The organism is Bifidobacterium sp. M3-N-101 (genome assembly GCF_023656805.1).
Taxonomy (GTDB): Bacteria; Actinomycetota; Actinomycetes; order Actinomycetales; family Bifidobacteriaceae; genus Bifidobacterium; species Bifidobacterium breve.
On record NZ_JAMOKQ010000002.1, the window covers coordinates 76,316 to 88,661 of the forward strand.

At 61.2% G+C, this 12,346-nt stretch carries 11 protein-coding genes and 3 pseudogenes; 10 read left to right on the forward strand and 4 right to left on the reverse strand.

Translation table 11 applies throughout. The features are described 5' to 3' along the window. Positions 1-44 precede the first annotated feature (44 nt). Positions 45-191 (reverse strand): annotated as a pseudogene (locus NBH12_RS01840) (IS30 family transposase); the annotation flags it as partial. A 51-nt stretch (positions 192-242) separates the two neighbouring features. Between NBH12_RS01840 and NBH12_RS01845 the strand changes: the two are divergent. The 3 genes and pseudogenes from NBH12_RS01845 to NBH12_RS01855 all read left to right on the forward strand — a co-directional run. Next, positions 243-722, forward strand: a pseudogene (locus NBH12_RS01845) (tyrosine-type recombinase/integrase); the annotation flags it as partial. A 64-nt stretch (positions 723-786) separates the two neighbouring features. After that, positions 787-1,035, forward strand: coding sequence for a hypothetical protein (locus tag NBH12_RS01850; RefSeq protein WP_041473380.1), 249 nt, complete (start codon positions 787-789; stop codon positions 1,033-1,035). Between the two features lie 19 nt (positions 1,036-1,054). Further along, positions 1,055-1,366 (forward strand): ribbon-helix-helix protein, CopG family, encoded by a 312-nt coding sequence (locus tag NBH12_RS01855; protein WP_041473379.1) that lies wholly within the window; start codon positions 1,055-1,057, stop codon positions 1,364-1,366. Between the two features lie 63 nt (positions 1,367-1,429). On the opposite strand, the gene NBH12_RS01860 is transcribed toward NBH12_RS01855, so the two are convergent. From NBH12_RS01860 to NBH12_RS01875, 3 genes and pseudogenes are all read right to left on the reverse strand, one after another. Further along, positions 1,430-1,705, reverse strand: a complete 276-nt coding sequence (locus NBH12_RS01860; protein ID WP_041473378.1) for a phage holin — start codon at positions 1,703-1,705, stop codon at positions 1,430-1,432. Between the two features lie 100 nt (positions 1,706-1,805). Then, positions 1,806-2,426 (reverse strand): annotated as a pseudogene (locus NBH12_RS11090) (LysM peptidoglycan-binding domain-containing protein); the annotation flags it as partial. Between the two features lie 86 nt (positions 2,427-2,512). Further along, positions 2,513-4,447 carry a hypothetical protein gene (locus tag NBH12_RS01875; RefSeq protein ID WP_016462149.1) on the reverse strand — a complete coding sequence of 645 codons (1,935 nt, stop codon included), beginning with the start codon at positions 4,445-4,447 and terminating at the stop codon, positions 2,513-2,515. A 246-nt stretch (positions 4,448-4,693) separates the two neighbouring features. Between NBH12_RS01875 and NBH12_RS01880 the strand changes: the two genes are divergently transcribed. From NBH12_RS01880 to NBH12_RS01910, 7 genes are all read left to right on the forward strand, one after another. After that, entirely contained in the window at positions 4,694-6,922 is a 2,229-nt protein-coding gene (locus NBH12_RS01880) for an alpha-1,4-glucan--maltose-1-phosphate maltosyltransferase (RefSeq protein WP_250819114.1), read from the forward strand. Positions 6,923-7,007: 85 nt separating this feature from the next. Then, positions 7,008-7,502 (forward strand): inorganic diphosphatase, encoded by a 495-nt coding sequence (locus tag NBH12_RS01885; RefSeq protein WP_003828172.1) that lies wholly within the window; start codon positions 7,008-7,010, stop codon positions 7,500-7,502. A 173-nt stretch (positions 7,503-7,675) separates the two neighbouring features. After that, complete coding sequence (locus NBH12_RS01890; RefSeq protein ID WP_003828171.1) at positions 7,676-8,254, forward strand: manganese efflux pump MntP; 579 nt, start codon at positions 7,676-7,678, stop codon at positions 8,252-8,254. 109 nt (positions 8,255-8,363) lie between these two features. Further along, complete coding sequence (locus tag NBH12_RS01895; RefSeq protein WP_003831410.1) at positions 8,364-9,068, forward strand: hypothetical protein; 705 nt, start codon at positions 8,364-8,366, stop codon at positions 9,066-9,068. 179 nt (positions 9,069-9,247) lie between these two features. Beyond that, positions 9,248-10,018, forward strand: a complete 771-nt coding sequence (locus tag NBH12_RS01900) for a winged helix-turn-helix transcriptional regulator (RefSeq protein WP_003828169.1) — start codon at positions 9,248-9,250, stop codon at positions 10,016-10,018. A 24-nt stretch (positions 10,019-10,042) separates the two neighbouring features. After that, positions 10,043-10,711 (forward strand): endonuclease III, encoded by a 669-nt coding sequence (gene nth / locus NBH12_RS01905; protein WP_003828168.1) that lies wholly within the window; start codon positions 10,043-10,045, stop codon positions 10,709-10,711. A gap of 34 nt (positions 10,712-10,745) precedes the next feature. After that, positions 10,746-12,275 carry an ABC transporter substrate-binding protein gene (locus NBH12_RS01910; protein WP_016462147.1) on the forward strand — a complete coding sequence of 510 codons (1,530 nt, stop codon included), beginning with the start codon at positions 10,746-10,748 and terminating at the stop codon, positions 12,273-12,275. Positions 12,276-12,346 lie beyond the last annotated feature (71 nt).

Sequence of the window (12,346 nt, forward strand, 5' to 3'; positions counted from 1 at the left end):
AAAAACCAAACGCTCAACCGGTCTTAAAACCATTGAACATAAACAGTGAAGTTCATGCCCTCCTCGTCTGGCAGACGCACGCCCTCCTCGCGCCTCGCCGCGCACACCGGCTTCCTCGTCGGATATTCGACGCCGTCGAACGTCCAACGGCGTTCCCCGCCACGGTCCTCGTTTCGGCGGCTCCTGGCCACCTGACCCTCCTTGCGGTAGGCCAGGTGTTGCAACAATCACTAGAACTCGCCGTCATACTCGCAGCGCTGCGCAAAGCCACGGACGGCGAACGGCTCATGCTCCGGCTGGGCGCGGAATGCGGGTTGAGGCGCCTCGAGATAGCGAAGGTGCACAGCCGCGACGTGATGCGCGACCTCGTGGGCTGGAGCCTCGTGGTCGTCGGCAAGGGCGACAAGCAACGCATCGTGCCGATCGGCGACGACCTCGCCCTGTTGATCCGATCCGCCCACGGCTACTGTTTTCCCGGCCGGTGGAGCAGGCACGTCGAGTCGAGCTACATCGGCCGGCGCCTCTCGACGCTGCTCGGCGACGGATGGACGGCGCACAGCCTGCGCCACAGGTACGCGACCACGACCTACGCCGCCACACGAGACCCGCTGCTCGTCTCCAAGCTCCTAGGCCACGCCTCGGTCGAGACCACGCAACGGTACATCGCCATGCCCGACGACCGCCTGCGCGCCGCCGTGGAAGCCACGCGCCTCGCCGCCTAGAAGGATCACGACGTTCCGTTTCCCCGACTTGATTATGGTACTAAATTATGGTACCACAATAAGCATGATCGAATGTGAACCGTCAGCCTTCAAGCACTGGCTCACACAACCACAGATCGACTACATATTCCGGCATCCGGCGGCCGTGTTCGAGGTGCAGTCGAGACACGCCGGCGACAGGGTCATGGCGATTCTCGGATACCCGGACGAGTTCAGAGAACGCCCCGTGGAGCTGCTGGTATCCCAGCGCACCCGCAAGGTGTTCCACGCGATGGACTGCCGCCGCGAATGGCTCTACAAGTTCGACGACTAAAAACACCAAGGAGGACATCATGAGCAACGAAACAGACTGGAACGAGCTCTCGGACGAATACACCGAGCACACCCCCGCCATCATCGGCGAGACCATCCGCCCGCAAAGGGCGATCACGATGGATGACATCGACGACATCTTCGCCGGCCGCCCCCTCGCCGACCAGCCCCGCCGGAAGGCCGACGTGCTCTACAAGGCATACCTCACGCCCGACATGGACGCACAGGTACGAGCACAGGCCGAACGAGAGCACATCGGCAAGAGCGCTCTGATCCGCAAGGCACTGGCCGCATACCTGACCGCCAATCAGGCACAGCCCGCGATAGCCTGACCCATATACGACGAAAAGCCCCCGAACCTGCCGCGTGATGCGGTTTGGTTCGGGGGCTTCTTGTTATTCGGCCTTGGATGCCTTGGCCTTGAGGGCGCTTGCGCCGATGACGACGCCGATGGTCAGGGCGACGACGTTGATGGTGGTCGCGGCCGGGTCGGCCCATGCCCATCCCCATACGGGGCCGAGCGCCTGCACGAGCGTCGCCATGGCGGGCAGCACGATCAGCGCGACCCATTTGAGCACGTCGTACACGCGGTAGGGCAGCAGCCAATCGGGCATGCCGGCCGGCTTCGCTTCCATGGTGCCGGTCTGGGCTTCGATGTTTTCGTCGGTCATATCATTCTCGATTCTCTTAGTAAACCTAGGAACCGTGCCCCGATTGGGGTTCAAGGTTCCTAGGTGGGGTTCGGGCTCCCGCTGGCTTTCCGAGTCGGCGCTAGTAGCGCAGCACTTCGCCGGGGTAGATCACGTTCGGATTACCGGAACGGTAACCGGTGAGTTGCGTGTAGCTGATGCCGAGGCGCGCCACGATGCCGCTGAGGGTGTCGCCAGCGCAGACGGTCACGGTACGGGACGGCGGGGCGTTGCCGGCGATGGCGGTGCTGCCGCCGCCGTTGTAGGTGACGACCTGACCGGGGTAGATCACGTTCAGGTTGCCGCTGGGCACGCTCCACTTGGACAGCGGTCACAGGCCGGTGCGGGTGGCGATCGCGCTCATGGTGTCGCCACTGCGGATGGTCACGCTGGTCACGCCGGTGGACGTGGCCTGCTGCTGCGTCTGCGATGTGCCGGCGTTGTTGAGGCGCTGGTTGACGATCGCCATGACCTTGTCGTAGTTCGCGCCGAGCGCGTCGCGTCGCTGCCGGCCGTTGCCGTAGTCGCCACGGATTGTGGCGGTCGCGAGCGCCTGTAGATCGACGGTCTGGGTCGGCGGCTTCTCGGTCTGCGGCGGGGTCGTGGTCTGGGTCTTGCCGGCGGGGTTGGCGTAGGCCTGCCACTGGGATGCGTCGCCACGGAAGTAGTTCAGGTCGAGCGGCCCGTTGTAGCCGCTGGCCCAAAGGCCCATGGTTCAAATCCATGCCCCGCTACCACGTACAGAAGGTCGGAATCCTATTGGGTTCCGACCTTCTGCGTTATGCCGTCTCACCGCCTGCGGCGCTTGACTATGGCAAGCATAGTACAGCCAACGGAAAGGAACGCAACCGCCACTGCGCTTGGCATGACCATGCTGATTCCAGTATGAGGCAGCTGCTCCTCGGATTCCACCGGTTCTTCCGGTTCTTCCGGCTCCCCCGGCTCAAACACACGCGTCCGCTCCCATGCATCGTCGTATCTACTCGCTGCCGGCATCACACGGTCATCGCCCGCAAATTCCCAGACGAACACATACCAGCCATGCTGATCGGCAACGATGTGCACCGGCTCGCCATGCGCGTCCAACGATCCCGCACCGAACTTGAACGTTCCGTTGCGCGCCGGAATCTCCCAAGATCCCACCAAGCGGTGATGCTCATCCTCAGCCGGCACTTCGGCGCCAGTCGGTTTATATGCCTCGTCATTGACGGCATCATCCGCATCGCCGGACCACCACACACTCACGGTGGCATGCGGGCGGTCAGCGCCGAATCCATACTCCTCATTGCCGGCGAACGACCCATGGTCGCTCGGGAAGCCGGACACGGTTATGGTGTCGCTCAATTCAGAACCCACATGAGCGGAATGCTCGGTCACCGTTGACTCGACCGCGACCTTGCGACGATTCACATTGCTTTCCGCAGCTTCAAGGAACGTGCTGGACCAGTCCCGAACAAGATACTGCTTGGCCTCATCGCTTTGCGAAGCACGACGGAACACCCACACCCACGTGCCGAAACTGCCCGTACCGGTTCCACCGCCATCGGCCCGATCCGCCTCACCTGCCAGATATGGCGTACTGCCACCAGGCTCGGTCATGGCTTGCACGCGCACAGTTTGTCCCGAACCGGTGAACGAAGTCTGGCCGTATGCCGATGGACGATACCCGGCTTGCTTGATCCTCGCCAGAAAACCATCGGCGCTTTCCTGCGAGCGCGGTTCGATGACCAAGCCCAAATCATCGGCAGTCAGACCATCAAAGTAGTACCCTTCGGCTTGCAAGGCGAGGTCTGGCACCCAGTGACTGCTGGAGTCGGCCACGCCACTGGTCACATCATCGAATATTGGGGAACCGGCATCGACCACTTTGTCCGAGACCGTGGTACTCACCATAGGAGCAAAGTCCTTGCGCACCGTGAATGTCGTTGCCGAACCGCCCGTCGAGACGAACGAATCAAGGCCCAGGAGCTGCTGAATGCCGTCCATAGTGCGCAAGCGCCCGTACTCGTAGGTGGTTTTTGCCGTTACTTCGCCGTGACCATCTGCTTCCCATGCAAGGTGCTGCACGGTAGCGGTGGATACACCTGAGAACGTAGCTTTTCCGGTACTCACAAAATGCGCCGGCCCCTCAAGCGTTACCGTGAATGGAACACCTTCCACAAGCTCACCGTTGTATCCCTTCACACTCACCGCCACGGATCCGCTGCGCAGCGCCACGGCATCGATGCGTTCCACAACAACGTCCGCGGCCACTTTGTTTTCCGATTCCTGCCATATCTGTTCCGCACGCGGAATGATATCCGGGTGCTGCTGCCGGACGCTCTCCCGCTGCTGCGCCCACTGAGTGCCGATGCCGAAATGATCCTGGATAATCACCGCCACGGCCGCATGATCCCGCGCGCCAGCTTTTCGGTACTGCTCAAGAATCCAGGCCATGCGGCGTGCATTCTGGTCGTCTTTCAGCAATCGCACCGGGCCGACCGTGTAGTCGGTGATGGGCCCTGCTTCCATGCAGTAGTAATGGTTATTCGAGGTATCCAGCCCTATTACTCCCAAAGGCAGTGAAATGCCGTGTGTAAACCGGATATGCAGATTCTGCTCGGAGGGTCTCAGCGACGCCGCATAGGCTTCGCCGGCCATACCCAGCACCATTGCCAGCGCCAATATCAATCCCGTCAGCATGGCCAGTATGGACATGCCCTTTCTCCGCCATGCCAATGCCATCGCGAGTCCTTTCTTCAATCTCTTGCTTGAACCGCACATCCTTGTGCGTGCGGATAGACCACGAGCATGGCAGGTTGGCGGCGTGCGGCACATGGTTTTAGGCCAATGTGGTTCGAGCTTGCGTTTTTTCGGCGAGTTGTGGATAACTGGGCTATCAAGTTATCCACTTCATGCCGTTTGCAGAACGTTTCGCCAGAAGTGTCCACAATGCGCGTCCCCGAGCTCAAGCCCTTTAGAATGGGCAGTATGGCAGCAGTACAACATCGCGCGACCACGCGCACAAGCAACAGCGACTCCACCAAGACCGCGAAGTCAAAGACGACCTCGTCCTCGACTACCAAGCGCAAGCGGGCCCGCACCGCAACAGCGACTCCGCCGGCAGCCCTGCAGGGCCTCGCCAGCGAGGCGCCGGCTCCCACCATCGAAGTGAACGAGCCGGGCCAGTTCGGCCGTATCAACGTCATGGACATCACCCCCGCCGAGGAACGCGGCATCTTCCCCGCCCGCGTGGAGCTCGGCGAGCCGTTCGAGATGACCGCCCAGGTGTTCATCGAAGGCCGCACCAAGGTAGGCGCCACCGCCATAGTGCGCAATCCGCGCGGCAAGGAAACCCTGCGACGCCCCATGACATGCGTGAACCCCGGTCTCGATCGTTGGGTGGTGGCCGTCAAGTGCGGCGACCACAGCGATCTGAAGCCGTGGGAGGATGGCTATGCGGCCGTCAAACGTCAGCTGGGCGAATGGACCGTGACCGTCGAAGGATGGGAAGACACCTATATTTCCTGGCTGCATGATGCCCGCATCAAGGTTCGCGTTAAGGATGACGTGAACAATGCGCTCGATTCCGGCGCTGAACTGTTGGCTCGCTGGGCAGCAACCCCGGATGCCAATCTCACCGCACGAGACCGCAAGACTTTGGAGAAGGCCGCCGAAACCATGGCCGACGCTTCGCTCAGCGCCGAAGATCGCCTGGCCGCCGGAGACAATCCGCGCATCGCCACGCTGCACGACACCCACCCGCTGCGCGACGGCATCTCCCCCAGCCAACCCCAGCGCTTCAAGGTAGAACGCCCGAAGTCCAGCTTCGCCGCCTGGTACCAGTTCTTCCCACGCTCCGAAGGCGCCACCATCAATCCCGCCACCGGCAAGATCGTGCAGGGCACGTTAAAGACTTCGATGGCCGGCCTGGAACGTGCCGCCGCCGAAGGCTTTGACATCGTCTACCTGCCGCCGATCTTCCCCATCGGCGTGACCAACCGTAAGGGCCGCAACAACTCACTGATCGCCGGCCCCGACGATCCGGGCTCCCCGTTCGGCATCGGCTCCGAACTGGGCGGTCACGACACGGTGGACCCGCTGCTTGGCACCATGGACGATTTCAAGGCACTGTGCCAGCGCGCGCACGAGTTGGGCCTCGAAATCGCACTTGACTTTGCCCTGCAGTGCTCCCCCGATCACCCGTGGGTCAAGGCGCATCCGGCATGGTTCAAGCACAAGCCGGACGACACCATCGCCTTCGCCGAGAACCCGCCAAAGAAGTATCAGGACATTTATCCGATCGACTTCAACGCCGACATGGCCGGCATTGAGAAGGAAGTCGAGCGCATTATGAACCTGTGGATCGAGGCGGGCGTTACCATCTTCCGCATCGACAACCCCCACACCAAGCCGGTTCGTTTCTGGCAGGACGTGATTGCCGCAGTGACCAAAAAGCACCCGGAAATCCTGTTTCTGGCCGAGGCGTTCACCCGCCCGGGCATGATGCGCGCATTGAGCTACGTGGGATTCACCCAGTCCCACTGCTACTTCCCGTGGCGCAACACCAAGGAAGAGCTGGAGGAGTATCTGCCCACCACCAATGGCGATGACGGCTACTACCAGCACAACACCTTCTGGCCCACTACGCCGGACATCCTCACCGCATACGTGCGTGACAACGGCATCGCCGGCCACTGCGTGCGTGCGGTGCTGGCAGCCTTGGGCAGCCCAAGCTGGGGCATCTACAACGGCTACGAGCTTATCGAGAACAAGCAGCGCCCCGGCTTTGAGGAGCAGATCGACAACGAGAAGTACGAGGTCAAAGTCCGCGATTGGTCCAAGGCCAAGCAGTTCGGCGTGGCCGAGATGCTCACCTCGTTGAACAAGATTCGCCGTGCCCACCCGGCAGCACGCAGCTACCATAACCTCACCGTGCTGCAGTCCTCCGATCCGGGCGTGCTGGCATTCGCCCGCCATACACCGGCAGAGCTGACCGGCACCGGCCACGCGGACACGCTGATCGTGGTGGTCAACCTTGATGGACACAACGCCCATCAGGCAATGATTCATCTGGATCTTGATGAGCTGGGCTTACCCACCGATCGTCCGCTGAACGTACGTGACGAACTCACCGGTCGTGAATTCCAGTGGGGCTGGGACAACTACGTCTCGCTCGCCCCATGGGCGGACGTGGCCCATATCCTGTCCGTGCAGTGAAACGAAAGGCGGGCACAGCTATAGCCGGGGTGCCCGCCCAGTAGTAGTGTGTGTAACGAATAGTTTCCAAACAAGGAGATAACCAATGGCAGAAACCTTCAACGTCGTTGTGGAAATTCCGCGCGGCTCCAAGAACAAGTACGAAGTCGATCACGAGACCGGTCGCGTCTTCCTGGACCGTACCCTGTTCACCGCAATGGGTTACCCGGATGACTACGGCTACATCGACGGCACCCTGGGCGAGGACGGCGATCCGCTGGACGCTCTCGTGATGATTCCGAACTCCGTGTTCCCGGGCTGCGTGGTCGAGTGCCGCGCCGTGGGCCTGTACCACATGGTCGACGAGGCCGGCGGCGACGACAAGGTGCTGTGCGTGCCCGCCGACGTTCGTTTCGACGACATCAAGGACATCGACGACGTCAACGAGTACCACAAGGCCGAAATCAAGCACTTCTTCGAACAGTACAAGGCTCTGGAGCCGGGCAAGGAAGTCCTGCCGGGCGACTACTGGACTGGTGCTGACGCCGCCGAAAAGGAAATCATTGCCGCGCGTGAGCGTCTCGCGAACGAAGGCAAGTGATTCGATTCCGAATCGTCGGCGGGAGACCTCTCCGGAGGCCTCCCGCCTTTTTGGTTCGACGTGCATCGCGTGATATAGTGCTGGTGTATTTTTCAGCTAGGCGTAGGCGGCGTGTGGGAACGCTGGTCGAGGCCCATCGTCTGGAGTTCGGGCGATGAACCTTCCATCACATCATGATTGCGATAATCGTTCAGACCCTGCTCATTTCCGTCTCCGTCGCCATGGATGCGTTCGCCGTCTCCATCGGCAAGGGGCTCACCGTCTCCCGCGTAAGACCCGGGGATGCCGTCAGATCGGCGCTCTGGTTCGGCGGCGCCCAGGCCCTCTTCCTCATACTGGGGCATTACGCGGCCTCCGCATTCAGCGCGTATGTAACCGCATTCGATCATTGGATCATCTTCGGTCTGCTGGCGTTCATCGGCGGCAACATGGTGCATGAGGCATACGAGGAGGACGCGGAGAACGCCAAGGAGACCGCGCAATTCGACTGGAAGCACATGCTGCCGCTCGCCGTGGCGTGCAGCATCGACGCCTTCGCCGTAGGCGTGAGTCTGGCGTTCATGGCAACCAGCGTGCCGTTCGCCATCCTCTGCATCAGCGTGGTGACCGGCCTCTTCTCCGCGGCGGGCCTGTACATCGGGCGCGCCTTCGGCGCTCACTGGCAGAAACCCGCGCAGATCGCAGGCGGTGTGGTGTTGATTCTGATCGGCGTCAAAGTGCTGCTGGAGCATCTGGGCGTCATCGCGTTCTGACTTGCCGTCACGCATCTCGTCGCCACGGATGGCCATCAATGCTCGACGGCACCGTTCCAACGCCCGACGTAGGATTGACGTAGCGATTCGATTATCTGAGAGGCGTACCATGACCGAAATCACCTGGAAGGAATGCAAGAACAAGGTTCTGCGCATGCTGCTGGTCCAGCTGTCGGCCTACGCATTGCTCATCGCGGCCGCGGCCGTCACCCTGCCCGGCGCCGACCCCACCGCCCCCCGGGTCGTCGCCTGCCTGACGCTGGTCGTGTTCCTTGTCTTCTGGCCGTTGCGCGGCACGATGCTGGATCGCGTCGTCACCTTGCTGTTCGGCGCGGCCTCCCTGATGTTCGTCACCGTGCCGTTCCCCGCCGGCAAGGTGCCGCCGGACCAGACCGCCGCGGATGGTTCGACGCTTCCGTGGTATTCGTGGGCGTTGGCCATGGGCCTGCTGCTGGTCATGTTGGTGGTCTTCTCGTTCGGACGTCAGATGGCCCGCGAGAAGCGGGACCATCTCATCCGCGCCCTGTCCCACGCCGTGACTTCCGGTGTGGCGGCTCTCGCCGTGGCCGGCTGGTGCTTCCTGCCTGATTTGGGCGCAATGCTTGCCAAGGGCACCGTTGCGGGAACCGTTGCCCTGATCATCCTCATCGTTTTGGGACTGGCCTTGGCCGTGGCCTCCACGTTGTGGGTGCGCGACGCCGATCCGGACCCGGATATCCGCTATCCGTGGATCGGCACCGGCCTGATGTCGGTAATGCTGATGGGCGTGACCATCACCGCAACCGCACTGGTGCTCGGCCGTATCATCGGTTGATGGACGTCCGCCGTTCCATATTCCGCAAACTTGTAACCTATGTGTCCACTACAAGCGCGTAGAATAATGAAAACTTTGCGAAAGCGGCATAACGCCGCTGACGACTCGTACGGCCACACTAAGCAATTGCGTAACACATTGCAGGATAAAGGGGGATTAGCGTGACGGATCTTACGTTGATGACTTTCGCCAGCGACCCCGCCACCGTTTTGCCATCACTCGCCCTGCTTTCTCATCGCGTCCGTGTACTGCCGATGGATGCAGCCAGCTTGGTGAAGATGCCGGAGAACACCATTCTGTTTCTGGATGCACGCGATGATCTGGCGACCGCCAAAACCTTGTGCCGCCTCATCCACGCTTCCGGCCTATCCACGCCGATCGTACTGGTGCTGACTGAAGGCGGCTTCACCGTGGTCAACTCCCAGTGGGGCATTGCGGATGTGGTGGTCACCACCGCTTCCCCGGCTGAAGTCGAGGGCCGATTGCGATTGGTCTCCGAGCGCGGCAACGCTCCCACAGCCGCAGCAGCCGGTTCTCCCGCCGAATCCACCGCCACGGTGGAAGATGGCCAGATTCGCTCCGGCGACCTCATCGTGGACACCAACGGCTATACCGCCTCCCTGCATGGACGCCCCATCGATCTGGCATACAAGGAGTTCGAACTCCTCAAGTACTTGGTCCAGCACCCCGGCCGCGTGTTCACCCGCGCCCAGCTGCTCCAGGAAGTGTGGGGCTACGACTATTACGGCGGCACCCGCACCGTTGACGTGCACATCCGTCGTCTGCGCGCCAAGCTCGGCGGCGAATACGAGCATCTCATCGGCACAGTCCGCAATGTAGGATATCGCTTCGATCCGCCGGAAAACGACAAGGGCGATGCCGCCGCACAACAGGCCGCCAAGGCATCCTCCATTGACGACGCTGCCGATACGGAAGAGACCGCCGCGTAACACGGCTCACAGGTTTCACCTCCCATGCGAGAAACCAAAACCGCGCGCATAGAGCGCATGCACAAGGAATACGACATCCTATGCCGTATGATTCCGCAACCGCAGTGCGCCCTGCATTTCACCTCCCCGCTTCAACTGCTTATCGCCACCGTGCTCAGCGCCCAGACCACTGACAAGCGTGTCAATACGGTCACCCCCGAACTGTTCGCCACGTATCCCACGGCTCATGATTTGGCAGAGGCCAACCCGGCTCAGGTCGAGGATATTATCCATCCGCTCGGCTTCTACCGGTCGAAAACCCAGCATCTCATCGGCTTGGCCACGGCATTGGACGAACGCTTTGACGGCCAGGTCCCACAATCGATGGATGAGCTAACCAGCCTGCCAGGCGTTGGCCGCAAAACCGCCAATGTGGTGCTGGGCAACGCTTTCGGCATTCCCGGCTTTCCCGTGGACACTCATGTGATGCGCGTCACCGGTCGTCTGCGCTGGCGATCGGATTGGCGCTCCACTCATCTGGATCCCGTGAAAATCGAGCGGGAGATTACCGCATGCTTCCCACCTGAAGAGTGGACGGATCTCAGCCATCGGCTTATCCTGTTCGGCCGATCCACCTGTCATGCCCGCACGCCGGACTGCGCCAACTGCCCGCTGGCCGCCACCTGCCCCAGCGCAGGCATCAGCGCGAAATAGCGTTCGGTAGCGCACTCTCGTTAGGCTGATGGGCATGCATAAGAGTCGCAACGAGTGGTTGAGATGGGTGGTCTTCCTAGTAGTCGCCGCAGTGCTTAGCGCACTGGTGTGGGTTGGCTGGTCGGTAATCACGCGCAGTCATTCCATTCCGGGTCTACTGGATTCCGGCCCGGATACCAAGGTGTCCGTCGGTATTACCGATATGCCGCAATCGCTGGATATCCGTGCCACGGCATCGGCCTCGGCGGAACGTCTGCTGCTAGACAACGTGTACGAAACACTGCTGACCGTCGATCAGAACAACCAGCTCAAGCCGGGCGTGGCCACGGATTGGAAAACATCCGATGACGGGCTGACCTATACCATGACCATCGCCTCCGGACTCACCTTCTCCAATGGGCACACGTTGGATGCCGGGGATGTGGTGTGGTCCCTGCAGCAGGCGATAACCCAGAAATATGCCGACGTGGATGATCTGGGCGATCTGAAGTCGGTCACCAATCCGAATGACTCCACCGTGGTCATCACTCTTGCGCAGACCAACCCCACGTTGCTACGTGCCTTGTCCGGCAGACTGGGCATTGTGTACGATTCCGAAGCGGGCGATGCCGACTATGCCAAGCAGGCAGTAGGTTCCGGCCCGTTCACCGTTGGCAAGTTCACGCCCGGGCAGTCGTTGACGCTCGATTACAACGGGGGCTACCACGGCACCAAGGCGCACGTCGGTACCGTGACATTCACCCAATATTCCGATGAGACGTCGCTGGCCGATGCCGTATCCAAGGGCACTACCGATATGGCCGCACCCGCCACCGTCACCGTGGCATCGCAGATGAACGGCAAGGACGGTCTGACCGTCACCGAAGGCGCCACCACAGATAAGGTGCTGCTGGCGTTCAACAACAATTCCGATTCGATTATGTCCGATCAGAATGTGCGTACCACATTCCGATACCTCATCGATTCGGCCGGCATCGCCGCCTCGCAGCCGGATTCCAGCGGTGCACTGGGAGGCCCGATCAGCCCGCTGGAACCCGGCTATGAGGATCTGACCGGCCTGTTCCCGCACGATATGTCCAAGACGCAAACGATGACCTCCTATTTCGGCACCTATCTGACCACGGTGGATTTGGTGATCACCGCGCAGTGGCAGCCGATGGCCGAAACCATCAAGCAGCAGATTGAACAGTTGCCGCGCCCCTCGGTGAATCTGGAAGTCGTATCTGACGAAGAATATGCCAAGCGTATTCAGGACGGCACTTGGGAGCTGACCCTGATGAGCATGAATGGCACCGATGACGCCGGCACGTTTGCCGATCCGGATTCCATCTTCTATTACAACCATGCCGAGGCGCAGCAGGCCTATGCCGATGCCCGTGCCGCCACCAATGACGCCGACTATGCCGAGAAGATGAAGGTCTATGCGCGCAAGCTCAGCGAAGATGCGGCAAGCAACTGGCTGTACACGCGCAAATGCTTTACCGTGGCCTCCACCAAGCTTTCCGGATATCCGACAGCGCTCATCGACCAGCGCATGCCGTTGGCCGACCTCACGGTGAAGTAAGCACTCCCACCTGACAGCTCCCCTCAGTCACCTACGCGGACTGAGGGGAGCAGACGAACGAAGCAGGATAG